Here is a 25,085-nt window from a genome sequence, read left to right on the forward strand (position 1 = left end):
TTCCTTGTCGGTGGAAGAGGCCTGAGCGGGCGCTCCCCATTATATTTGTTGTCGCGAGATCGATTTACTTCGCACCGGCTTCGAACCAGGCGCCGATCAGCGCGCGCTCTTCGTCGGTCATGTGCGTCATGTTGGCCAGCGGCATGTCCCTGGTCTGGACCGCGCGCTGATACACCTTGGCGGCATGCTGGCGGATCAATTCAGGCGTTTGCAGCAGCATGCCCGCGGGCGCGGTGGCGAATCCCGCCTGGGTCGGCTGCGCCGAGTGGCAGCCGGCGCAACGCTGCGTGATCACTTCCTGCACGCGGGCAAAGTCTACGCCGCTTGCCGCTGCGGCAACAGGTACAGTTGCCGAGGTATTCGCCGTTACACCTGCCGCATCTGCCGATGCAACCGGCGCAGGCGCCGGAGCAATCCTGGGTAGCGGTTTCGGCGCAATCGCAATCGCCACGCCCAGCAACAGCACGCAACCGGCAATCGGGAAACCGATCGACACCTTGCCGGCATGGCGCAAATTGAAGAAGTGACGGATCAGCACGCCGGCCGCCATGATCGCCGCCAGCACCAACCAGCTATACGCGTGGGTGTAGGTCATCGCGTAGTGATTGCTGATCATGATGAACAGGACAGGCAGCGTGAAATAGTTGTTGTGCACGCTGCGCTGCTTGCCCCTCTTGCCGTAGATCGGATCGGGCGACTTGCCTTCCTTCATGGCTTCCACCAGCTTGCGCTGGCCGGGGATGATCACCATCAGCACGTTGCCGACCATGATGGTGCCGATCATCCCGCCGACGTGGATGTAGGCGGCGCGGCCGCTCAGCAGATGCGTCAGCACATAGGCCACGGCGACGATAAAAAGGAACATGACCAGGCCGAGCAGGCCGTCGCGCTTGCCCAGCGGAGATTTGCACAACAGGTCGTAGACGATCCAGCCGAACGCCAGCGTACCGAGGCCGACGCCGACCGCTTGCAGGCCGGAAAGGTCGGCAATCGACTTGTCGACCATCATGGCCGAAGCGTTGAAGTAATAGACGATAAACAGCATCGCAAAACCGCTGATCCAGGTGGCATAGGCTTCCCACTTGAACCAGTGCAGTTCTTCCGGCAGTTCGGCAGGCGCGACGAGGTACTTCTGCGGATTGTAGAAACCGCCGCCATGCACTGCCCAGAGTTCGCCGGACACGCCTTTTTTGGCCAGGTCGCTGCCCGGCTTCGGCGGACGGATGGAGTTGTCCAGCCAGACGAAATAAAACGATGCGCCGATCCACGCAATCCCGGTGATCAGATGCAGCCAGCGCACCAGCAGATTCGCCCACTCGAGGCCATACGATACGAACAATGCTTCCATGTCTTCCCCACGTTTGTTCCCCACCTGCCGCTGCGGGCGCTTCAGATGAGCGAGGCCGGACCTCATGAATCACAAAACGGTCGATCGGGAAGCGATGTGAAACACCTCCTCCGGATAAATAAGAAGACTTGCGCAAGGCGTCTCCCGCCCTTGCGCAAACCCTCGTTACCTGCTGCCGCGACGACCCCGACGGCGATTGCCGTCTGTTATTTTTACTACAATGATTTCCGCAACCGCCATCTGTCCGCAGACGGAGTAATCGGAATGCTGGAACGATAAACGCGTCGGGCCTGTAAAACATTGCGATCAGCTTATATTTGACATACGCATATTCATATACAACAATGACCGCGTTGCGTCGGAATTTTCCTGTCCTGACAAATAAGGGTCAGGGAAGAATTCACGACATCCAGCATCGTGTGGCCGTCCTCGACAGGTAAGAAGGCTGTTCAGCGCCTTGCATGAACGCCCGCCCCGCAAACCAGTTACCCGGAGACAATCATGTCCAGGCTGCCAGACCATCTCGATATCCACCTGATCCGCATCCTCTACCTGCTGCTGTGCGAAAAGAACGTTTCGCGCGTGGCGCTCAAGCTCAACCAGCCGCAACCCTCGATCTCGGCCTCGCTGCGCAAACTGCGCGAACTGACCGGCGATCCGTTGCTGGTGCGCGGCGCGCGCGGCATGGTGCCGACCCAGCACGGCGAAAGCCTGCTTAAGCCGGCCAAGCGCATCCTCGAAGAAACCGAGCGCCTGTTCGTGCCCAAGACCGCCTTCGTCCCGCAGGAAGAAGCGCGCACCTTCCACATCGCCGCGCCGGATTACATGAACACGCCCTTCTTCACCGAAGTCATCGCCCGCCTGCGCCGCGAATCGCCCAAGAGCCACATCGTGATCCACGCGCTCGGACCGGAGACCGACTACGTGCGCCTGTTGTCGGACGGCGAGCTGGACCTGGTCATCGCCAACTGGGACGAACCGCCGTCGCACCTGCACCTGTCCAAACTGTTCGACGATCCCCTCGTCTGCCTGATGCGCTCAGACTGCGCCTACGCCAAACGCACGGCGACGGACGCGATGAGCATCGAGGATTACCTGAGCCTTCCGCACGCGGCGCCGTCGCAAATCCTGCCCGGTTATCACGGCACCGTCGACAGCTTCCTCGAAAAGCAGAACCTGCATCGCAACGTCGTGGTCGAATCGGCGCATTTCCGCATGCTGCCCTATATGGTGGCCCAGACCGACTTGGTGCTGACCGCCGGCCGGCAGTTCGCCGGTTTCTATGAAAAAACCCTGTCGCTGAAAAGTTATAGCGTGCCGATCAAGTTTCCGCCGCTGCGCTTCTATCAGTTATGGCATGAACGCGCACATCAGGCGACCGAGCACAAATGGCTGCGCGCGCAAGTCGGCGCGGCGGCCAAGATCCTTGCCAATTAGGGCTTTACGGCGACAAACACATGTTCAGCTTATATCGCCATACCGAAATCGGGTATTGGCGGACTTATATATTGAGCAAGGCAATTTACTTTAGTATCGGCCGACAAGCCTGAAAGAGGAAGTTGCGCCAGCCCCTTCTTGCAAGGTCTTGATGCCAAAAATCTGGAGACAGCCATGACATCCCCAAGCCATCCGGTCGACGAACGACTGCCGACACTCAAGCTCGCCGCACTCGGCATGCAGCACGTCCTCGTAATGTATGCCGGCGCCATCGCCGTGCCGCTCATCGTCGGCGGCGCGCTCAACCTGCCGAAATCCGAAATCGCCTACCTGATCAGCGCCGACCTGTTCTGCTGCGGCCTGGTCACCATCATCCAGAGCCTCGGCATCTGGAAGTTCGGCATCCGCATGCCGGTCATGATGGGCGTCACCTTCGCCGCCGTCGGGCCGATGGTCGCCATGGCCAACAATCCTTCGCTCACCATCCTGCACATCTATGGGGCGGTGATCGCGGCCGGGGTGTTCTGTATCCTGGCGTCGCCTTACATGAGCAAACTGATGCGCTACTTCCCGCCGGTGGTCACCGGCACCGTCATCACGGTGATCGGCGTGTCGCTGATGGGCGTCGGCATCAACTGGGCGGCCGGCGGCCAACCCATCATCGGCACACTGGTCGACGGCGTATTCGTCAAGATGCCCAACCCGGACTACGGCTCGCCGCTGAGCCTGTCCATCGCCGCTGTCGTGCTCGTCTCCATCCTGCTCATCACCAGGTACGTCAAAGGCTTCATCGCCAACATCTCGGTGCTCATGGGCATGATCATCGGCTTCGTGATCGCCTTGGCGCTCGGCAAGATCAGCTTCGACGGCCTCGGCGGCGCCGACTGGTTTGCGGTGATCAGGCCGTTCCACTACGGCTGGCCGCAATTCGACCTGGCCTCGATCATCAGCATGTGCCTGGTCATGATCGTCACCATGATCGAATCGACCGGCATGTTCATGGCGCTGGGCGACATCGTCGACAAGAAAGTCGACGACCGGACGCTGGCGCGCGGCCTGCGCGTGGACGGCCTGGGCACGGTGATCGGCGGGATTTTCAACACGTTCCCGTATACTTCGTTTTCTCAGAACGTCGGCCTGGTCGGCGTCACCGGCGTCCGCAGCCGTTATGTGTGCGTCGCTGCCGGCGTGATCCTGGTCGCCTTCGGCCTGTTCCCCAAAATGGCGCACGTGGCCGCGTCGATCCCGCAATTCGTGCTGGGCGGCGCCGGCATCGTGATGTTCGGGATGGTGGCGGCGACCGGGATCAAGATCCTGGCCAAGGTCGATTTTGACGGCAACCGCAACAACCTGTTCATCGTCGCCATCAGCATCGGCGTCGGCATGATCCCGATTGTAGCGCCGACGTTCTTTGAAAAGATGCCAGGCTTCTTGTCCACTGTCTTCCATAGTGGCATATTGCTTGCATCGTCGATGGCGGTGATCCTCAACCTGTTCTTCAACGGTCGCGGCAGCGACGGCGAAGTCGCTTCCTACGCACTGGCGGCGGCGCAGAGTTCGGATCATTAGGATAAGTCCCACCGGAACAGCGGGACCGCACTGTCGCAAGCAACCGCAAGTAATCACACGCAACAGGTATCAGGATGACCACACTAGAACAATTGAACAGCAGCGCCGCGTATGACATACCGGCTTTCGTCAAGACCCTGCACGGAATTTACGAGCATTCGCCATGGATTCCCGAACGCGCAGCGAAGCTTGGCCCGTTCGCCAACCTCACCGCACTCAAGCAGGCGCTGCAAGGCGTGGTCGCCGGCGCCGACCGCGCCGAACAATTGGGCCTCATCCGCGCCCACCCGGAACTGGCCGGCAAAGCCGCCATCGCCGGCGAACTGACCGCCGAATCCACCGGCGAGCAAGCCAAGGCAGGCCTGAATCTGTGTACGCCGGAAGAATTCGCCGCGCTGCAAAAGCTCAACGGCGACTACAACGCCAAGTTCGGCTTCCCCTTCATCCTCGCGGTCAAGGGCGCCGCCGGCAAGGGCCTGACGCGCCGGCAGATCATCGCCACCTTCACCCGCCGCCTGCGCAACCAACCCGAAGACGAACTGCGCGAAGCCCTGCGCCAGATCGGCCGCATCGCGGAGATGCGCCTCAACGACCTGCTCGGCTACACGCCGGCCATCGGCGCCGCCGTCATGGAATGGGCGGAAGAAATCGGCGCCTGGAGCGAAGACGAAGGCGCGCTGACTTGCACTTACATGACCGACGTTCACCGCCGCACGGCAGACCAGATCGCGCACTGGATGCGCGAAGCCGGCATGCACGTCCACATCGACGCGCTCGGCAACGTAGTCGGCCGCTACCTTTCGACCGATCCGCAAGCCAAGACGCTGATGACCGGCTCGCACTACGACACGGTGCGCAACGGCGGCAAATACGACGGCCGCGAAGGCATCCTGCTGCCGATCGCCGTCGTCAAGCACCTGCATGAAAAAGGCGAGACCCTGCCCTTCCACTTTGAAATCATCGGTTTCTCGGAAGAAGAAGGCGTGCGCTTCAAGAGCACCTTCCTCGGCAGCAACGCCATCATCGGCCGGTTCGACCTCGATCTGCTCGACCTCACCGACCGCGACGGCATCAGCATGCGCGACGTGCTCACGCAAGCGGGCCACGACGTCAGTGCGATCCCGCGGATCGCGCGCGATCCGTCGGACCTGCTCGGCTACGTCGAAGTCCACATCGAACAAGGCCCAGTCCTGCTCAACCGCGACCTGCCGGTCGGCATCGTCACCTCCATCGCCGGCAGCTTGCGCTACCTCGTCGACCTCAAGGGCGTCGCCAGCCATGCCGGCACCACGCCGATGACCATGCGCAAGGATGCCGCCGCCGCCGCCGCCGAAATCATCCTCTACGTCGAGCAGCGCTGCGGCCAGGACCAGCACGCCTCGCTGGTCGGCACCGTCGGCCAGTTGCAAGTGCCGAACGGCTCCACCAACGTCATTCCCGGCGCCTGCACGCTGTCGCTGGATATCCGCGCCGCCCGCGACGACGTGCGCGACGCCGCAGTCGCCGACGTACTCAAGAAAATCGAAGAAATCTGCCAACGCCGCAGCGTCGATTTCAAGCTGGAGAAAACCATGTCCGCCCCTGCGGCGCCGTGCGCCTCCTGGCTCATGCAACAACTCGCCGCCGCCACGGAACGCGCCGGCGTCAAGCCGTTCGAGCTGGCTTCCGGCGCCGGCCACGATGCCATGACCATGGCAAAGATAACCGACGTCGCCATGCTCTTCACGCGTTGCGGCAACGGCGGCATCAGCCACAATCCGCTGGAGACGATGACGGCGGACGACGCTGAAATCTCGGCGCAGATACTGTTGGATTTCCTGCGGAATTTCAAGGCGAAGGTTTGAGTCTGCAGACGTGATCAAACGTTGTAACGACGCTGGGTCCCAGCATTCGCCGGGACGACGAAGTAAAGAAGTGACTCAGGCATTTGTACTATCGCTGCACGAATGAAAGCGCGATGCCGAAGGCGAGCCCTCCCTGGCAAAGCGAAGCGAGCCGGTTTGGCCGTTCCGCTTGGAGCCAGCCGGTGATGCGATGCGAAAAATGGAATAAGAAGGAAAAACTGTCTGAGCGAAGCGAGTTTTTTTCCTTCCCATTTTTTGCATCGCAGCGCCGGGAAGCCCGAAGGGCCTGGATCCCGCGGTCGTCTTCTTTTGCTTACTTTTCTTGACGAGACAAGAAAAGTGAGCGGCTGCCGGGCCGCCCCCGGCAAGCCTGATCGAAGAAAGAACAGCATCAACGACCCAAGCACAAAATAAAGAAACCAAATAAACAAAACACCAATCAACAAAACCAGGCACAGCGTCAATAGGGTTTAAAAGGGACTCCACTATCACCTGCGCCGCATTCACAACCAGGCAGAGAACACCATCCAGCGAGTCCCCACCATGAGCAAAACCCTCCTGATCAAAAACGCTGCCGTCGTAGCGACAATGAACGACACCCGCGACGAAATCAACAACGGCGCCGTCTTCATCCGCGACAACGTCATCGAACAGGTCGGCAACACTGCCGACCTGCCGCAGGCCGCCGACGACATCATCGACGCAACAAACCACGTGGTCCTGCCCGGCCTGATCAACACCCACCACCACATGTACCAAAGCCTGACGCGCGCCATGCCGTCGGCGCAAAACGGCGAACTGTTCAACTGGCTCACCAGGCTCTACCCCATCTGGGCCGGACTGACGCCTGAAATGATCAAGGTCTCCACGCTCACCGCGATGGCCGAACTGGTCCTCTCAGGCTGCACCACCAGCAGCGACCACCTCTACATCTACCCCAACAAGACCCGCCTCGACGACAGCATCGAAGCCGCCCAACAGATCGGCATGCGCTTCCACGGCGCACGCGGCGCGATGAGCGTCGGACAGTCCAAGGGCGGCTTGCCGCCGGACCGCGTGGTCGAAGACGAAAAAGACATCCTGCGCGACACCCGGCGCCTGATCGAGACCTATCACGACCATAGCCGCCACGCCATGCAACGCATCGTCGTCGCCCCCTGCTCGCCGTTCTCCGTCTCGCGCGACCTCATGCGCGAAGCCGCCGACATGGCCCGCAGCTACAAGGTCTCGCTGCACACCCACCTCGCCGAAAACGTCAACGACATCGCCTACAGCCGCGAGAAGTTCAACATGACGCCGGCCGAATACGCCGAAGACTGCGGCTGGGTCGGCCACGACGTCTGGCACGCGCACTGCGTCCAGCTCGACGACCACGGCATCGACTTGTTCGCGCGCACCGGCACCGGCGTGGCGCACTGCCCCTGTTCCAACATGCGCCTGGCCTCCGGCATCGCGCCGATCCGCAAGATGATAGCCGCCGGCGTGCCCGTCGGCCTCGGCGTGGACGGCAGCGCCTCCAACGATTCCGCGCACATGATGGGCGAAGTGCGTCAGGCCATGCTGCTGCAGCGCGTGGGCTTCGGTCCGGATGCCATGACCGCGCGGCAGGCATTGGAAATCGCCACGCTGGGCGGCGCCAGGGTATTGAATCGCGACGACATCGGCGCACTGAAGCCGGGCATGTCGGCCGACCTGGTGATGTTCAGACTGGATCAGATCGGCTTCGCCGGCGCGCTGCATGACCCGGTCGCGGCGCTGGTGTTCTGCACGCCGTCGAATGTGTCCTGCAGCGTCATCAACGGCCGCGTGATCGTGCGTGACGGTCAATTCACGACAATCGATCTGGGAATGGTCATCGAACGCCACAATACGCTGGCATTTGAACTGGCCGACGCGGCAAGCTGACACGCACGATCAACCATCAAAAATAACGCAACCAACATTCCGTGCAGATCCGGGTGGCCCGGCCTGTCTTCATCGGTCCACGGCTTCTTCATTACAATACGCCGATATCTTTTCGTCCCGAACAGGCATCCGCTCGCCATGAATACCGCCCAGCTCAAGAAATTCTGCACTGCCTTGCCGGCTGCAACGTCGCGCCTCTCAGGCCCGCCGGCCAATGTCCTGGTCTATTCCGTGGGAGGAAAGAATTTCGCCTGGTTCAAGACCAGCGATCCGGAAAAATGGCGCTTCAGCTTTCGCGTCAGCCCCGACCGCTTCATCGAACTGACCGATATGCCGGGCATCAAACCTGCACGCTACATGGCGCGCTTTCATTGGGTCACGATTGTCGATGTGCGCAGCATGCCTGAGGATTATTTGAAGGAACTGGTGCGCTGGGCTTATGAGAAGGCATTGTCGGGCTTGAGCGCAAAGCGACGCAATGCCTTACCCGAACTGCGTGACGACGCCAGTTTCTGACTTCCGTTGGCACGACAAGCTTTTAGCCCCTGGCAATCTCATGATTCGACATCAGCTCAATCGCCCGGCACAAGGCCGAATGATCCAACCCGCTCATCCCATGCGCCGCGCAAGCATTCATCAGTTCCTGCGCTAGAGCAGTATTGGGCAAGCTGACGCCCAAGGTCTTCGCGCCCTGCAAAGCCAGATTCAGATCCTTCTGATGCAACTCGATCCGGAAACCCGGATTGAACGCACGCTTGACCATGCGCTCGCCATGCACCTCCAGAATGCGCGACGAAGCAAATCCGCCCATCAGCGCCTGACGCACGCGCGCGGGATCGGCGCCGGCCCTGGATGCAAACAGCAATGCCTCGGCCACGGCCTGAATGTTCAGCGCCACGATGATCTGATTGGCAACCTTGGTGGTCTGGCCGTCGCCGTTGCCGCCGACCAGCGTGATGTTCTTGCCCATCAGTTCGAACAGTGGCTTGACGTCGTTGAACGCCGATTCGTTGCCGCCGACCATGATGGTCAGCGACGCCGCCTTGGCGCCGACTTCGCCGCCGGAGACCGGCGCGTCCAGATATTCGCAGCCGAGCGCATTGATCTTTTGCGCGAAGCCCTTGGTGGCGATCGGCGAGATCGAGCTCATGTCGACCACTACCTTGCCGGCGGTCAGGCCTTCGGCGACGCCACCCTTGCTGAACAGCACCGCCTCGACGTGCGGCGTGTCCGGCACCATCACGATGACGATATCGGCGCGCTTGGCGACTTCCGCGCCCGAGGTGCAGACGGTGGCGCCCCCGTCGATCAATGCCGTTGGTGGATTTTTGCGGTCGTGCAGGTAGAGTTTGTGACCGCCCTTTTGCAGGTTGTCCGCCATGGGAGACCCCATGATGCCTAATCCGATGAAACCGACTTTTGCCATGATATCTCTCCTCAATAATGAAAAATGAACTCGTCCGGATTGCCGATCAAAGGCCGTGCGCAGCACGCCAGCCGAGGCCTTCCGCGGTGCCCGCCTTGGGCTTGTATTCGCAGCCGATCCAGCCTCGATAACCGATCTCGTCCAGGTGCCTGAACAGGAAACGATAGTTGATCTCGCCCGTACCCGGCTCACCACGCCCCGGGTTGTCGGCCAGTTGCACATGGCGGATCAGCGAGAGATTGGCCTTGATGGTGTTGGCCAGTTCGCCTTCCATGCGCTGCATGTGATAGACGTCGTACTGCACGAACAGATTGCCGGAGCCGCTCGCCATGATCAGCTCGACGGCTTGTTTGGTCGTGTTGAGAAAGAAGCCGGGAATGTCGAAGCAGTTGATCGGCTCGATCAGCAAGGCGATGCCGTCGGCTTCCAGCTTGTCGGCGGCGAACTTGAGGTTGGCGAGCAGTGTTTCGCGCGCGACCTCGACGCTGATGCTTTGCGGCCGGATGCCGGCCAGGCAGTTCAGTTGTTTGACGCCGAGAACTTTGGCGTAGCGGAGGGCGTCGTCGACACCCCGGCGAAATTCGCCGACGCGGTCCGGATGGCAGGCGATGCCGCGTTCGCCGGCGTCCCAGTTGCCGGCAGGCAGATTGTGCAAGACCAGTTCCAGTTCGTTCTTGCGCAGTTGCCCGGCGATCTGCGCCGGTTCGAAGGTGTAGGGGAACAGGAATTCCACGGCCTTGAACCCGGCTTGCGCGGCGGCGCGGAAACGCTCCAGGAACGGCAGCTCGGTGAAGAGCATGGTCAGGTTGGCGGCGAGTTTGGTCATGTGTGGGTCCTTGGCGGTCGTGGCGCTTGCCGGTTCAGGCTATCGTTAAATCCACCACCGTCGTCCCGGCGAACGCCGGGACCCAGTGGCTTGCTGCAATGGCGACGGCGGTTGTTCGCTCGGCACATGGCGACATGTGCCGGCAAACCGGTTTGGTTTTCCGCTGTCGTTCTCGCTCATTCCCAACGCCGTCGATGCACTGACGACGCTGGGTCCCGACGTTCGTCGGGACGACGGAGAAGTGATTAAGCGCCTCCGTCGTTGTCTCCTCCGGTGATCGTTCTTCCTTCTTATCCTTATCTCTTCGCGACTATTCCTAATCCAGCAAACTGATCGCCGTCGGCGCATGTTCGCGTTTGGTGGCCAGCTCTTCGAATTCGTTGATGGCGTTGATCTCGGTGCCCATTGCAATATTCGTGACGCGCTCCAGGATGATTTCCACCACCACCGGCACGCGGTACTCTTCCATCCAGCGCTGCGCCACGGCGAAGGCGTCCTGAATGGCATTGGGGTCGGTGACGCGGATCGCCTTGCAGCCGAGGCCTTCCACCACGGCGACGTGGTCGACGCCGTAGCCGTTGAGGTCGGGCGCGTTGATGTTCTCGAACGCCAACTGCACGCAGTAGTCCATTTCGAAGCCGCGTTGCGCCTGCCGGATCAGGCCGAGGCAGGAATTGTTCACCACCACGTGCAGGTACGGCAGCTTGAATTGCGCGCCGACGGCAAGTTCTTCGATCATGAACTGGAAGTCGTAGTCGCCCGAGATCGCTACGACCTTGCGTTGCGGATCGGCGGCGCACACGCCCAGCGCGGCCGGAATGGTCCAACCCAGCGGGCCGGCCTGGCCGCAGTTGATCCAGTGGCGCTCCTTGTAGACATGCAGGAATTGCGCGGCGGCGATCTGCGACAGGCCGATGGTGCTGACGTAGCAGGTGTCGCGACCGAAGGCGCGGTTCATCTCTTCATAGACGCGTTGCGGCTTGATCGGCACTTCGTCGAAGTGCGTGCGGCGATGCATCGTGCGCTTGCGCTCCTGGCATTCGGTCAGCCATGTCGAGCGGTTCGGCAATTTGCCGGCGGCCTTGAGTTCCTTGGCGACTTCGATGAACAGCTTCAATGCCACCCCAGCGTCGGAAACGATGCCGTAGTCGGGACCGAACACGCGGCCGATCTGGGTCGGTTCGATGTCGACGTGGACGAACTTGCGGTCCTTCGTGAACACGTCGATCGAACCGGTGTGGCGGTTGGCCCAGCGATTGCCGATGCCGAGCACGAAGTCGGATGCCAGCATGGTGGCATTGCCGTAACGGTGGCTGGTCTGCAGTCCGACCATGCCCGCCATGTGCGGGTGATCGTCGGGGATTGCGCCCCAGGCCATCAGCGTCGGGATGACCGGCACGCCGGCGAGTTCGGCGAACTCGACGGCCAGCCCGGCGGCATCGGCGTTGATCACGCCGCCGCCGATGGTCAGCAGCGGACGCTCCGACTGGTTCAGCATGGTCAGCGCTTTTTCGATCTGGGCGCGGCTGGCAGACGGCCGATAGATCGGCAGCGGCTCGTAGGTGTCGGGGTCGAATTCGATCTCGGCCATCTGCACGTCGAACGGCAAGTCGATCAGCACCGGACCGGGACGGCCCGAGCGCATCAGGTGGAATGCCTGCTGGAATACGCGCGGCACCAGCGCCGGTTCGCGCACGGTCACGGACCATTTGACGACCGGCTTGGCGATGGCTTCGATATCGACGGCCTGGAAGTCTTCTTTATATAGACGTGCGCGCGGCGCCTGACCGGTGATGCACAGGATGGGAATCGAGTCGGCCTGCGCGGAATACAGGCCGGTGATCATGTCGGTGCCGGCCGGACCGGAGGTGCCGATGCATACGCCGATGTTGCCGGCCCTGGCGCGGGTGTAGCCTTCGGCCATGTGCGAGGCGCCTTCGACATGGCGCGCCAATGTATGCCGGATCCCGCCGTGGCGCTTGAGCGCCGCGTAGAATGGATTGATTGCCGCGCCGGGCACGCCGAAGGCTTGCAGGCAGCCCTCTTTTTCCAGCACATATACCGCTGCATCCACTGCCTTCATCTTTGCCATGTTGCCTCCCAGGTTGTCGACGGCCGGGAAGCAGCGACGATGCCCCTCGACCATTGAGATGCATCCTATAACCAACAATATTGTTTGATAAGAAGACTAAATATCTGTTTATTCCGTACTAAAAATATGGAAACATAGAAAAAGTATTGAATATAAACCGCGAACAAAACGTCGCCGGCAAGGAAAAGCAACGCCGCCAGCGGCATTTTGTTAGCGGCGCAAGGAGGATTTGTGGACAAACTCAAACAGATCGAAGCTTTTGTGTCTGTCGTTGAAAAAGGCAGCCTCGCCGCGGCGGCGCTGGAAGAAAACATCACGCCCGTGATGCTCGGCCGACGCATCGACGCGCTCGAAAAACGCCTCGGCACCAAGCTCATGCATCGCACCACGCGCCATCTGACGCTGACCGAGCAAGGCAGCGTCTTCCTCGATCATTGCCGCAAGCTGCTGGGCGATATCGAAGTGGCGGAAAAGAGCATTGCCGAGGGTCGCCACAAGGCTACCGGCCATCTGGTGGTGTCGACGCCGGCGGCTTACGGACGGCTGCATGTCGCGCCGCATGCGCCGGCCTTCCTGGCCAATCATCCGGAAGTGCAGATTTCATTCAACCTGACCGACCGCGTGGTGGATCTGGTGCGCGAAGGCTATGATCTGGGCATCCGCATCGGCGGCGCGATCGAGCCGAGTTTCGTCGCCGTGAAACTGGCCGGCAACCGGCGCGTGGTCTGCGCCGCGCCGGAATACCTGCATCGCAACGGCATCCCCAAGACGCTGGACGACCTGGCCAGTCACAATTGCCTGGCCTTCAACCTGCAGGGCGGCCAGCAGCGCGGCTGGTATTTCCAGCAGAACGGCAAGCCGGTGATCATCCGCGCGCAAGGCAATCTCGATTGCAACGACGGCGAGCTATTGCATCGCTGGGCCAGCGAGGGCCTCGGACTGGCCTGGCGCTCGACCTGGGAGATCCAGTCGCAACTCGCCTCGGGAGAACTGATCACGGTGCTGGACGAGTACGCCCTGCCCCATTACGACATCATGGCCGTCTACCCGCAGCAACGGCATTTGCCGGCGAAGACGCGGTTCTTCATCGACTATCTGAAGGAGGTGTATTCGCGGCCGGATTACTGGACCAGATAATTGCCGCAAAGAAGCAGATAAGAGAGCTAAAGAGCAGTCGTCCCAGCGTTATGACGACGGCTGATCGGCGCTGGGTCCTGACGTGCGCCAGGAGGACAGGCATGCAGAGTTGGCAATGAGGGAAGGTATTTTGAGCTTCACTGCACGGCATCAGACCAGGCTCCTCAATTCAATACATTATTGGAGGCCATCCATAGCCAGAAACCATGGCAAATCGTCATTATTTGATTAACGCATGAACATATACCCATAACCTTATAGTTGATATTCCTCATGACTTACGTTTTGCCCAATTATTTCAACGACATTACATGGGCTTGCCCACAGCAGGCCCTTGCTGCAATCAATCTGCTCAAAGCCGGCTCCCGCGCCTGGCGCCGGGGCGCGAAAGCAGCGTACAACAACATCGACCTCAGAACGCCCATTTTTTGCGGACCGGAGAAATCCGCAAGTTTTCTGGCGTATAAAAAAGAACCGCACAACGCGTAAACGGAGACAATTCTCATGACTTTCCTGGACAAATTCTTCAAACTCAGCGACAACGGCACGACCGTCCGTACCGAACTGCTGGCCGGTCTCACGACCTTTCTGACGATGGCCTACATCATCTTCGTCAACCCATCCATACTCGGGGATGCGGGCATGCCGAAGGACTCGGTTTTCGTCGCCACCTGCCTGGCGGCGGCAATCGGCACGCTGATCATGGGCTTGTACGCCAACTATCCTATCGGCCTGGCGCCGGGCATGGGGCTGAATGCCTATTTCGCCTACGCCGTGGTCAAGGGCATGGGCTTTCCGTGGCAGGCCGCGCTGGGCGCGGTGTTCATCTCGGGCTGCCTGTTCCTGCTGGTGAGCCTGTTCCGCGTGCGCGAGCTGATCATCAACGCGATTCCGCATTCGCTGCGCACGGCGATACCGGCGGGAATAGGACTTTTCCTCGCGCTGATCTCGCTCAAGAACGCCGGCATCGTGGCCGCCAGCCCGGCCACGTTCGTGACCATCGGCAACCTGCATGAAGTCGCGCCGGTACTGGCCATCATCGGTTTCCTGGTGATCGTCGCGCTGGATCAGATGAAAATCCGCGGCGCGCTGCTGATCGGCATCCTGACCGTGACGGTGCTGAGCTTCTTCTTCGGCGGCAACCATTTCTCGGGCATCTTCTCGGCGCCGCCGTCGATCTCGCCGACGCTGTTCCAGCTCGATCTGAAGGGCGCGATTTCGATGGGCCTGCTCAACGTCGTGCTGGTGTTCTTCCTGGTGGAATTGTTCGACGCCACGGGCACGCTGATGGGCGTGGCGCAGCGCGCGGGCCTGGTCAAGAACGGCAAGATCGAGCGCATCAACAAGGCGCTGCTGGCCGACAGCGGCGCGATTGTGGCCGGTTCGCTGCTTGGCACATCGAGCACCACTGCCTATATTGAAAGTGCGGCAGGCGTGCAGGCCGGCGGCCGTACCGGCCTGACCGCCGTCGCGGTCGCGGCGCTGTTCCTGCTGTGCCTGTTCATTGCGCCGCTGGCGGGCGTGGTGCCTGCGTATGCAACCGCGCCGGCGCTGTTCTTCGTGGCCTGCCTGATGCTGCGCGAACTGACCGACATCGACTGGAACGACACCACCGAATGCGTGCCTGCCGTGATTACCGCGCTGGTCATGCCGTTCACGTATTCGATCGCCAACGGTCTGGCGCTGGGCTTCATCAGCTACGCCGCGCTGAAGCTGCTGACCGGGCGCTTCAAGGATGTGTCGGCGGTGATCTGGGTGATTGCGGCGATCTTCCTGTTCAAGATGATTTACCTGGGCGCATGAGGTCCGGGGAACGACAATAGTCAATAGCGGGAATGCCGGCATCGATCTTCGGACGGTGCCGGCAGCATGAAAGAAGAAGGATTTTTCAGAGATGGAACCGGCCCGACAATTTTTCGCAACAATCCGCTGCGGCAAATCGGTTTTATCTCTCGAAGGTCCCGGCACAGATCTTGAATCACAATAGCAAGCACATCATCGATAGCCATTTTCATATAGCAAAGCACACCATGTCCGAACCGATTCGCTTCTATTTCCGCGGCGAGACCCATCAAGTCGATGGCCTGCCCAATACACGCACCGTTTTGCAGCATTTGCGCGAAGACCTGCATTGCACCGGCACCAAAGAGGGTTGCGCGGAAGGCGATTGCGGCGCCTGCACGGTGGTCGTGGGCGAGCTGCGCGGCAACGAACTGGAACTGAAGACGGTCAACTCCTGCATCCAGTTCGTGCCGACGCTGGACGGCAAGGCGCTGTTCACCGTGGAAGACCTCAAGCAGGGCGACGGCTGCCTGCATCCGGTCCAGCAAGCGATGGTGGAATGCCACGGTTCGCAATGCGGCTTCTGCACGCCGGGTTTCGTCATGTCGCTGTGGGGCCTGTACCTCAAGCATGAGCAAGACAACGTCACGCCGACCGCACGCGAAATCGACGACGCCCTGTCCGGCAACCTGTGCCGCTGCACCGGCTATCGTCCGATCATCGACGCTGCGCGCCGCATGGGGGAATTGCCGAAAGCGACGTTCGACCGCACGCCGGTGATCGAGGCGTTGCGCGCCATCCGGCGCGACGAACCGCTCTCCGTCACGTATGCCGGCCAGACTTTCCACGCGCCGCGCACGCTGGCGCAACTGGCGGCGCTGCGCAGCAAATTGCCAAAGGCGCGCATCCTGGCAGGCTCGACCGACGTCGGCCTGTGGGTGACCAAACACATGCGCGATCTGGGCGACATCATCTACATCGGCCAGGTCGAAGAACTGCGCCGCATCGTCGACAGAGACGGCCGGCTGGAAATCGGCGCCGGCGTCACGCTGGAAACAGCCTACGCCGCGCTGACCGAACGATATCCGGCTGAACTGTCCGAACTGTGGCAACGCTTCGCCTCGCTGCCGGTGCGCAATGCCGGCACGTTGGGCGGCAACGTCGCCAACGGCTCGCCGATCGGCGACTCGATGCCGTGGCTGATCGCGCTCGGCGCGGAAATCGTGCTGTACGGCGTGGACGGTCAACGCACGATGCCGCTGGAGGATTTTTACATCGCGTATCAACAGTCGGCATTGCAGCCGAACGAGTTCGTGCAGGCGGTGCGCGTGCCGTTGCCGCGCAAGGACGTCGCCTTCCGCGTGTACAAGCTGTCCAAACGCTTCGACCAGGACATCTCGGCAGTGTGCGCATCGTTTGCCTTCCGGCTCGACGGCGGCAAGGTGGCCGACGCCCGCATCGCCTACGGCGGCATGGCGGCCACGCCGAAGCGCGCCGCACTGGCCGAAGCAGAACTCAACGGCAAGGATTGGAACGAAGCCAATGTCAAGGCGGCAATGCTTGCGCTGGCGCAAGATTATGCGCCGCTGTCTGACATGCGCGCATCTTCGGCGTATCGTATGAAGACGGCACAGAATCTGTTGTATCGCTACTGGCTGGAAACGCGCGCCGACGCGCCGCTGCAACCCGCCTCCGTGAGCGCCTTCGTGCATGGCAAAACCTCTGCCTCTAGCGCCGCGCAGATTGCTTAGGAAGAAAACGCAATGAACAAGCAAACTGAAGAATTCATGGCTGTCGACAATCCGCAAACTCCCACCGCCTGGACCGAGGTCGGCAAACCGCATCCGCACGAATCCGCCGTCCTGCACGTGACCGGCGAAGCCACCTATACCGACGACATCGTCGAGCTGCAAGGCACGTTGCATGCCGCGCTCGGCCTGTCGGCAAAGGCGCATGCCAGACTGCGCGCCATCGACCTCTCCAGGGTCAAGGCATCCGCCGGCGTGGTCGCGGTCTACACCGCCGACGACATCCCCGGCGAGAACCAGTGCGGCGCCATCATCAAGGACGATCCGGTATTGGCGGACGGCCTGGTGCAATACGTCGGCCAGCCGATCTTCATCGTCGTCGCCGACAGCCATGACAACGCCCGTCGCGCGGCGCGCCAGGCCGTGATCGACTACGACGAACTGCCGCCCATCCTGACGCCGCGCGCCGCGCATGCCGCCGAATCCTACGTGCTGCCGCCGATGCATCTGACGCGCGGCGCTCCGGCCGCAGCCTTGGCGAGGGCGCCGCACAAGCTCAAGGGCCGGTTCGATGTCGGCGGACAGGAACAGTTTTATCTGGAAGGCCAGGTCTCGTACGCGATCCCGAAAGAAGGACGCGGCATGCATGTATATTGCTCGACCCAGCACCCGAGCGAAATGCAGCATCACATCGCGGAAGTGCTGCACGTCGCCTCGCATGATGTGCTGGTGGAATGCCGTCGCATGGGCGGCGGCTTCGGCGGCAAGGAGTCGCAATCGGCCTTGTGGGCTTGCGCCGCCGCGGTAGCTGCGGTGCGCCTGCGCCGCCCGGTCAAGCTGCGCGCCGACCGCGACGACGACATGATCGTCACCGGCAAGCGCCACTGTTTCGCTTACGACTATGACATCGGCTACGACGACGACGGCCGCATCGTCGCCGCACGCATCGACATGGTGTCGCGCGCCGGCTTCTCGGCCGATTTGTCGGGCCCGGTGGCGACACGCGCCGTGTGCCACTTCGACAATGCCTACTATCTGTCGGACGTGGAAATCCACGCCATGTGCGGCAAGACCAACACGCAGTCGAACACCGCCTTTCGCGGCTTCGGCGGTCCGCAAGGGGCGATCGCCATCGAGTACATCATCGACGAAATCGCCCGCAATCTCGGCAAGGATGCGCTCGATGTGCGCCGCGCCAACTTCTATGGCGCCAGCGATGCCGAAGGCCCGGATGCGCGCAACGTCACGCACTATGGCCAGAAGGTCGAAGACAACATCATCCAGGCGCTGGTGGACGAACTGGAATGCACCAGCGAATACCGGGAGCGCCGCAAGGCCGTCAACGCTTTCAATACGGAAAACACGATCCTGAAACGCGGCCTGGCGCTGACCCCGGTCAAGTTCGGCATTTCGTTCAATGTCCCGCATCTGAACCAGGCCGGTTCGCTGGTGCACGTCTATACCGATGGCTCGGTGCTGGTCAATCACGGCGGCACCGAGATGGGCCAGGGCCTCAACACCAAGGTCGCTCAGGTGGTCGCCAACGCACTCGGGTTGCCGCTGGAGCGGGTGCGCTGCACCGCCACCGACACCAGCAAGATCGCCAACACCTCGGCCACCGCCGCTTCGACCGGCAGCGACCTCAACGGCAAGGCGGCGCAGGATGCGGCGTTGCAGATTCGCCATCGGCTGACGCAAGTGGCGGCAAAACATTTCAGCGTCGACGCCGCCGAGGTGCGCTTTGCCGACGGCATGGTCACAGCGGGCAACGGCGGCGCACAATCGGCGACGTTTGAAGAACTGGTGATGCAGGCTTACCTGCAACGCGTGCAGTTGTGGTCGGACGGTTTCTATTCCACGCCCAAGGTGCACTGGGATGCCAAGACCATGAACGGCCATCCGTTCTTCTACTTCGCCTACGGCGCGGCGGTGGCCGAAGTCGTGATCGATACGCTGACCGGCGAGTGGCGCCTGATCCGCACCGACCTGCTGTACGACGCCGGCGAAAGCCTGAACCCGGCGATCGATGTCGGCCAGGTCGAAGGCGGATTCATCCAGGGCATGGGCTGGCTGACCACGGAAGAATTGTGGTGGAACAAGGACGGCAAGCTGATGACGCATGCGCCGTCGACCTACAAGATTCCGGCGGTGTCGGATTGCCCGGCGGATTTCCGCACGCGCCTGTTCGAGAACAGCAATGTCTCGGATACCATCCACCGCTCCAAGGCAACCGGCGAGCCGCCGCTGCTGCTGCCGTTCTCGGTGTTCTTCGCAATTCGCGACGCGGTGTCGGCGGTCGGCGGACATCGCGTCAATCCGCCGCTGCGCGCGCCTGCGACCAGCGAAGCGATCCTGAATGCGGTCGATGCGGTGAAAGCTGCGCGGTTGACGCAATAGCGTATCGATATCGTCGGACTTCATAAGGAAAATTCATGACCGCATGGCTTGCCGCACTCAAAGACTTGCACGACGCTGCCGTTCCGGCGGTATTGGTGACGGTGGCGACCATCCAGGGGTCGGCGCCGCGCGAGGCTGGAGCGCGCATGGTGTTGACGGCCGACGACCAGGTCGACACCATCGGCGGCGGCCATCTGGAGTGGCGTGCGGCGCAGATCGCGCGCGCCATGCTGGAAGCCGATCCGACTGCCTTATCCGGCATCCGCAAGTTCGAGCGCATTGCGCTCGGACCGAGCCTGGGGCAATGCTGCGGCGGCGTGGTTTTTCTCGCGTTTGAGCGTATCGACCGGCACGTCGATGCACACGCAGGCGCGATGCTCGATGCACTGGAACAGCACTGGCGCAAGGGCATCGACGTCTGGCGCGCCGTCGCGCTCGAATCGAACGACCCGACGCTGCTGTACGAACCGGAAGGCGAAGCCTGCGACCTCGGCGCGCCCGACAACGGCCTGGACGCGGCGATGTTCCTCAACGCCGGCAACACCCATGTGGCGCAAGACCGCTACGGCCGCCGCTGGCTGCTGGACCGCTGCCGCGCGCACCAGCCGCAGGTGGTGCTGTTCGGCGCCGGCCATGTCGGCGCAGCCATCGTGCGCGTGCTGGCGACGCTGCCCTGCCGCGTACTGTGGGTCGACGAGCGCGAAGACATGTTCCCGGCCGACCTGCCGATGCAAGTCGCGATCGAAGCCACCGACGCGCCCAACGCCGTGGTGGACCTGGCCGAACCGGGTGCATACTTTCTGGTGATGACGCACAGCCATGCGCTGGACCAGCAACTGAGCGAACGCATTCTCAAGCGCGCAGACATCGGCTGGTTCGGCCTGATCGGCTCAGTGACCAAACGCAAGCAATTCGAGCATCGCCTGCAGGATCGCGGCATCACGCAGGAGCAGTTGAACAAGATGACCTGCCCGATCGGCATTCCGGGCATCTATGGCAAGGAACCCGCCAGCATCGCGATCGCGGTGGTGGCGCAACTGGTGCAATTATGGGAGTTGCAGGCGCTGCATTCGCAACAGCCGGATCGCAAGTTCAAGGCGAGACCGGCCACAGAGCTGCTGGACGGCCGGACTTAAGAACACCCGGACCGTCGCCTCTGCTTACCTGTTCATCCCGTATCATTCAATTGTATTGAATTGCATTGCCAAGATTATCAAGGATCATCATGACTTCCCACGTGCAAGCCTATCGCGCCAGCCTGCTCCATTTCCGCAACGACCCGGCCTTCGACGAACACGCCACGCAATGGCACGGCGACGGCCTGCTGATCGTCGCCGACGGCAAAATCGTCGCGGCCGGCGACTACGACGAGCTGTCCGCCTCGCTGCCCGCTGATTGCGACTTGCATGATTATCGCGGCAAGATCATCGCGCCCGGCTTCGTCGACACCCACGTCCACTATCCGCAAACCGACATCATCGGCTCGCCGGCGCCGGGCCTGCTGCCGTGGCTGAACACCTATACTTTTCCCGCCGAACGGCGTTTCGAGAACGGCGAACATGCGAGCGAAGTGGCTGACTTTTTCCTCGCCGAACTGCTGCGCAACGGCACCACCACGGCGGCGGTGTATTGCACGGTGCATCCGCAATCGGTGGATGCCTTCTTCCGGCGCAGCAGCGCGCTGAACCTGCGCATGGTGGCCGGCAAGTGCCTGATGGACCGCAACGCGCCGGACTTCCTGCGCGACACCGCCGAAAGCGGCGCGCGCGAGACCGAAGAACTGATACAGCGCTGGCACAACAAGGGCCGCCAGCATTACGCCATCACCGTGCGCTTTGCGCCGACCTCGACGCCCGCGCAACTGAAGCTGGCCGGCGAACTGGCGATGCAATATCCCGATACCTACATCCAGACCCACGTCGCCGAAAACACCGACGAAGTGAAGTGGGTCAAGGAGCTGTTTCCCGACAGCCGCAGCTATCTCGACGTTTACGATCGGTACGGCCTGATGCGCAAACGCGCGCTGTATGCGCACTGCATCTGGCTGGACGACGCCGACCGCGCGCGCATGGCGGCGACGCAATCGGTGGCCGCCGTCTGCCCGACTTCCAACCTGTTCCTCGGCAGCGGCCTGTTCGACTTCGCCAACGCCGACAAGCTGCGCATGCCGGTGTCATTGGCCACCGATGTCGGCGGCGGCACCAGCTTCTCGATGCTGCAAACGATGAACGAGCTGTACAAGGTCGGTCGCATGGCCGGCACGCATCTGGCCGCGCAGCGCATGTTTTACCTGGCGACGCTGGGCGGCGCGCGCGCCTTGCAACTGGAAGGAACGATCGGCAACTTCGCTGCCGGCTGCGAGGCCGACTTCATCGTGCTCGATCCCAAGGCCACCCCGCTGCTGGCGCGCCGCAGCGCCACCACCGACAGCCTGGAAGAGCAATTGTTCGCGCTGGCGATCCTGGCGGACGACCGCGCCATTGCGGCGACGTATTCGGCCGGCGCTTGCGTGCATATGCGCTGAGCCTATCGTCACGCAGGCTTGTTCGGGGAGGCGAAGCACAGACTGATCGGCGACTTCATGGACTTGAAGGCGATTGTTGCATACCGATGTCGATTCATGATCGGCGATCAGGCGTCGAGCAGCGCTTTGATGGCGGCCACCCCAACAGGTGGGGAGGCAGTCCATGGGACCATGAAAACCTCTCCGCTGGCCTGCGCCTTTACCCGTTCAATCTGCTTTCTCTCACTCTCCAAACGAGCGAGGAGCAGCGGGTCGCGTGTGGTCGTAGCCAGCAGCGATTTGTTGACCACCCACGCGAACGGCTCAATCCTGGCCCTGCGCAGGTCGTCTTGCAGCGCCACCGCTTGCGAGACGGGCGTTGCTTCGGGCAACGCCACCAGAATGATCTTGGTGTAAGCGGCGTCTTGCAGCCGCATCAAGGGCGTGACGATCCGGCCGGAGGCTTTGCCCTCGAACTCCCTGAGCATCTGGCGGTGGTAGGCGCCAGTGGCATCCATCAGCAATAACGAGTGACCGGTGGGCGCGGTGTCAAGCACCACAAACGAGCTTCCTGCCTGCGACACCACGTGCGAAAACGCGTGAAAAACAGCGACTTCCTCGGTGCAAGGCGAACGAAGGTCTTCAATGAGCAAGTCCTTCTCGGCCTGAGTCATGCCGGGAGACTTCGCTGCCACGATCTTGTCCACGTATTTCCGGGTCTCGACTTTCGGATCGATGCGCCCCACAGATAAACCGGGAACCTCGCCATTAAGCGTCACAGCCAAATGGGCCGCGGGGTCGGTCGTGCTGAGATGCACGGACTTCCCGCTTTGAACCAAACCCAATGCGATGGCTGCGGCAACGGTGGTTTTTCCGACGCCTCCCTTACCCATTACCATGATCAAGCCACGCTCGCCTTTCGCAAGTTCGGCAACCAACTCGGAAAGCTTGCGATGATCGAAACGCGACGCTTCGACTTTGACATTGGATATTTCCGTTGAGTGGGGCGCCAACAGCCCGCGCAGCGCTGCCAGTCCAACCGAATCGACTGCCCTCAAGGGAATAATGTCGCGCTCCAATTCCCTCAGTTGCGCAGGCATCTCGTCCATCGCCTGTTGGCCCCAATGCTTCAATGGCCTTGGCAATCGGATCGTCGTTACCGCTTGCCTTGAATACCGCGTTCACCACCAGTCGCTGGTTGCCCAAACCAAGCGCCCGCAATTCGTCGGACGACCTTGCGGCTTCATTGAGCGCGCCGGCTTCCGGTCGCGCCACCAGAACGATGCTCGTCAGTGACGCATCGTTGAGCGACGCCAATGCCTGATTGAATAGCTGCTCTTGCATTTTCAATCCGGAATGCGGCCCAAGACATGATGCGCCCCGGTCATTCCCACTCAGGAAGCCGCTCCATGCCTTCGGCAGGCTCAGAAGCCTCAGCGTGTGCCCGGTCGGGGCGGTGTCGAATACTACATGGTCATAGTCTGCGCCTCCTCGCGACAGCAGGCTGGAGAACTCATCGAAGGTGGCGATCTCCGTGGTGCAAGCGCCAGAGAGTTGCTCGCGAACCGTCGCGACTTCTTCGGCGCTTGCGTGCGGCCCCATCTGTTCGACAACGCGAGAGCGGTAGCTCTGGGCCGCCGCATCCGGGTCGATGTTTATGACCGACATGCCGGGAACGCCGGGCACCGCCACGGGTTGATTGCGCAACTCAATGCCGAGCATTTCATCGAGGTTGGATGCCGCGTCCGTGCTGACCAGCAGGACTTTCTTGCCCGACTCCGCCAGCGCGATTGATACTGCCGTGGACACCGAGGTTTTGCCGACTCCGCCTTTGCCTGTGAAGAACAGATACTTGGTTGGCGCGTCGAGAAGAGTGAAATGTGACGGCATAAGCTTCCTTAATCCGATTGTTGTCGCAAAACCTGTCCACGGGTTCATGGATCATGAGCGTACCCGCGCGCGCGATGCACCCGCCACTGAGACCCCCTACCGGCGTGGAATCTTATGGATGACCAATCAATGGGACTTTAGACGGCGGCAATAGGCGAAGTGCTGAACTGATCTTCTCTCCGTCATCCTTTGCGATCCACCCAGCCTGCTCTCAACGCTTCGGCATGCCGCCATGACCGGCATGTCCCGCCATGGCATCCTTGCCGTGGTCGGAGAGTTGCGCGTCAAACCACTGGTGCAACGCGGCGACGAGAATGGCGTCTGCCGACCTGTAGGTCAACTGCCCGCCGCCCTTTATGTCTTTGTAGTCGATGGCGATCTGGCCGGGCTTCGCGGCGTTGAGGTCGGCGAGTCCGGGCATGTCCTGGCCGTGAATGGTCGAAGGGCCGGAGAAGTCGCCCTTCAAGAACTGTTCGCGGATATCCCGAAGATGCCCGCGAACCAAATTGACCTGCGCGGTGTCGGCAGGCTTCTTGACCACGACTTGCTGCACGCCGCCCTCAGCAGTCTTGGCGAAGATGTGCGTGGTGGCGGCAAGGTTAAAAGGCATCACGTCCTTGCCGCGCTCGGCGACCGCTGCCTGGCGCTGCGTCTCCTCCATCATTTTCATATGGGCGGCCTGGTCCATGTGGGAATGATCCATGGTCGATGGGTCCATCGTCTGGGCCTGGGTGCCTGACGCAAAAACAGCGATTGCGCACGAGGTGATGAGGAGTTTTAACACGGTCTTGTCTCCGGTATGGACGTTGGATTGATCCTATAGCGTTATGGCCATCGATGGATATGATCCAAATCATATGAAGCATACAATCGACGAATTTGACTGGCCTTCCCTGCTCAGCATTCCGCAGAGCCTGGCACATGGGCAATCGAGCTTGGCCTGACTCACGAAGCGCCATCAAACCCGAAGACGGCAGGACGGCATCGATGGATAGTACGGCCTATTTTGGACAAACCCTCGCCCAACTGAACATGCTTGCGGCATAATTGCTGCACCGCCTTGCGGATGCAGTCCTATCTGCATTCGGGAATTCCCCGGTAAATTGGGGGACTAAAAACTCACCTTCACCAGAACCCGGTCGCCATTCTCCCTTTAGTCCCCATATTTTCCACGGCGCTTT

18 protein-coding genes and 1 pseudogene are annotated in these 25,085 nt (G+C 61.4%); 12 read left to right on the plus strand and 7 right to left on the minus strand.

Translation table 11 applies throughout. From position 1 onward, the window contains the following. Positions 1-64: 64 nt before the first annotated feature. Entirely contained in the window at positions 65-1,348 is a 1,284-nt protein-coding gene (locus tag RV1423_RS01095) for a urate hydroxylase PuuD (RefSeq protein ID WP_034292171.1), read from the minus strand. A 501-nt stretch (positions 1,349-1,849) separates the two neighbouring features. Between RV1423_RS01095 and RV1423_RS01100 the strand changes: the two genes are divergently transcribed. The 3 genes from RV1423_RS01100 to RV1423_RS01110 all read left to right on the plus strand — a co-directional run bounded on the left by RV1423_RS01100 (position 1,850) and on the right by RV1423_RS01110 (position 6,198). Further along, entirely contained in the window at positions 1,850-2,785 is a 936-nt protein-coding gene (locus RV1423_RS01100) for a LysR substrate-binding domain-containing protein (protein ID WP_034292172.1), read from the plus strand. Between the two features lie 174 nt (positions 2,786-2,959). After that, entirely contained in the window at positions 2,960-4,354 is a 1,395-nt protein-coding gene (locus RV1423_RS01105) for a nucleobase:cation symporter-2 family protein (protein WP_034292175.1), read from the plus strand. Positions 4,355-4,428: 74 nt separating this feature from the next. Next, complete coding sequence (locus RV1423_RS01110; protein WP_034292176.1) at positions 4,429-6,198, plus strand: allantoate amidohydrolase; 1,770 nt, start codon at positions 4,429-4,431, stop codon at positions 6,196-6,198. Positions 6,199-6,273: 75 nt separating this feature from the next. Here RV1423_RS01110 and RV1423_RS29630 read toward each other — a convergent pair whose 3' ends face one another. Beyond that, positions 6,274-6,705: a hypothetical protein gene (locus RV1423_RS29630; protein ID WP_197034850.1), complete on the minus strand. Its 432-nt coding sequence runs from the start codon at positions 6,703-6,705 to the stop codon at positions 6,274-6,276. Positions 6,706-6,741: 36 nt separating this feature from the next. On the opposite strand from RV1423_RS29630, the gene RV1423_RS01115 reads away from it, so the two are divergent. Both RV1423_RS01115 and RV1423_RS01120 read left to right on the plus strand, forming a co-directional pair. Then, entirely contained in the window at positions 6,742-8,103 is a 1,362-nt protein-coding gene (locus RV1423_RS01115) for an 8-oxoguanine deaminase (RefSeq protein ID WP_034292178.1), read from the plus strand. A gap of 138 nt (positions 8,104-8,241) precedes the next feature. Further along, positions 8,242-8,619, plus strand: a complete 378-nt coding sequence (locus RV1423_RS01120) for an MmcQ/YjbR family DNA-binding protein (protein WP_034292181.1) — start codon at positions 8,242-8,244, stop codon at positions 8,617-8,619. Positions 8,620-8,641: 22 nt separating this feature from the next. Here the strand turns inward: RV1423_RS01120 and RV1423_RS01125 are convergent, their stop codons facing one another. From RV1423_RS01125 to gcl, 3 genes are all read right to left on the minus strand, one after another. Further along, on the minus strand, positions 8,642-9,529 hold the full coding sequence (locus RV1423_RS01125) for a 2-hydroxy-3-oxopropionate reductase (protein WP_034292183.1): 888 nt from the start codon (positions 9,527-9,529) through the stop codon (positions 8,642-8,644). Positions 9,530-9,575: 46 nt separating this feature from the next. Then, positions 9,576-10,355: a hydroxypyruvate isomerase gene (gene hyi, locus RV1423_RS01130; protein ID WP_034292185.1), complete on the minus strand. Its 780-nt coding sequence runs from the start codon at positions 10,353-10,355 to the stop codon at positions 9,576-9,578. A 316-nt stretch (positions 10,356-10,671) separates the two neighbouring features. Beyond that, positions 10,672-12,447 (minus strand): glyoxylate carboligase, encoded by a 1,776-nt coding sequence (gcl, locus tag RV1423_RS01135; RefSeq protein WP_034292520.1) that lies wholly within the window; start codon positions 12,445-12,447, stop codon positions 10,672-10,674. A 231-nt stretch (positions 12,448-12,678) separates the two neighbouring features. On the opposite strand from gcl, the gene RV1423_RS01140 reads away from it, so the two are divergent. The 7 genes from RV1423_RS01140 (at position 12,679) to guaD (ending at position 22,035) form a co-directional block, all read left to right on the plus strand. Continuing rightward, positions 12,679-13,584: a LysR family transcriptional regulator gene (locus tag RV1423_RS01140; RefSeq protein ID WP_034292522.1), complete on the plus strand. Its 906-nt coding sequence runs from the start codon at positions 12,679-12,681 to the stop codon at positions 13,582-13,584. A gap of 273 nt (positions 13,585-13,857) precedes the next feature. Then, complete coding sequence (locus RV1423_RS01145; protein WP_034292187.1) at positions 13,858-14,073, plus strand: hypothetical protein; 216 nt, start codon at positions 13,858-13,860, stop codon at positions 14,071-14,073. A gap of 15 nt (positions 14,074-14,088) precedes the next feature. After that, complete coding sequence (locus RV1423_RS01150) at positions 14,089-15,387, plus strand: NCS2 family permease (protein WP_034292189.1); 1,299 nt, start codon at positions 14,089-14,091, stop codon at positions 15,385-15,387. 227 nt (positions 15,388-15,614) lie between these two features. Next, positions 15,615-17,117 (plus strand): xanthine dehydrogenase small subunit, encoded by a 1,503-nt coding sequence (gene xdhA, locus RV1423_RS01155; protein WP_034292191.1) that lies wholly within the window; start codon positions 15,615-15,617, stop codon positions 17,115-17,117. 12 nt (positions 17,118-17,129) lie between these two features. Next, positions 17,130-19,511, plus strand: coding sequence for a xanthine dehydrogenase molybdopterin binding subunit (gene xdhB / locus RV1423_RS01160; protein WP_034292194.1), 2,382 nt, complete (start codon positions 17,130-17,132; stop codon positions 19,509-19,511). Positions 19,512-19,546: 35 nt separating this feature from the next. Next, positions 19,547-20,647: a xanthine dehydrogenase accessory protein XdhC gene (xdhC, locus tag RV1423_RS01165; protein WP_034292197.1), complete on the plus strand. Its 1,101-nt coding sequence runs from the start codon at positions 19,547-19,549 to the stop codon at positions 20,645-20,647. Positions 20,648-20,736: 89 nt separating this feature from the next. Next, entirely contained in the window at positions 20,737-22,035 is a 1,299-nt protein-coding gene (gene guaD / locus RV1423_RS01170; RefSeq protein WP_034292199.1) for a guanine deaminase, read from the plus strand. Positions 22,036-22,142: 107 nt separating this feature from the next. On the opposite strand, the pseudogene arsA reads toward guaD, so the two are convergent. Beyond that, a pseudogene (gene arsA / locus RV1423_RS01175) lies at positions 22,143-23,904 on the minus strand (arsenical pump-driving ATPase). Between the two features lie 211 nt (positions 23,905-24,115). Beyond that, positions 24,116-24,688 carry a hypothetical protein gene (locus RV1423_RS01180; RefSeq protein ID WP_034292201.1) on the minus strand — a complete coding sequence of 191 codons (573 nt, stop codon included), beginning with the start codon at positions 24,686-24,688 and terminating at the stop codon, positions 24,116-24,118. Positions 24,689-25,085: the final 397 nt, after the last annotated feature.

It is taken from the genome of Herbaspirillum sp. RV1423 (assembly GCF_000577615.1).
Classification (GTDB): domain Bacteria; phylum Pseudomonadota; class Gammaproteobacteria; order Burkholderiales; family Burkholderiaceae_D; genus Herbaspirillum.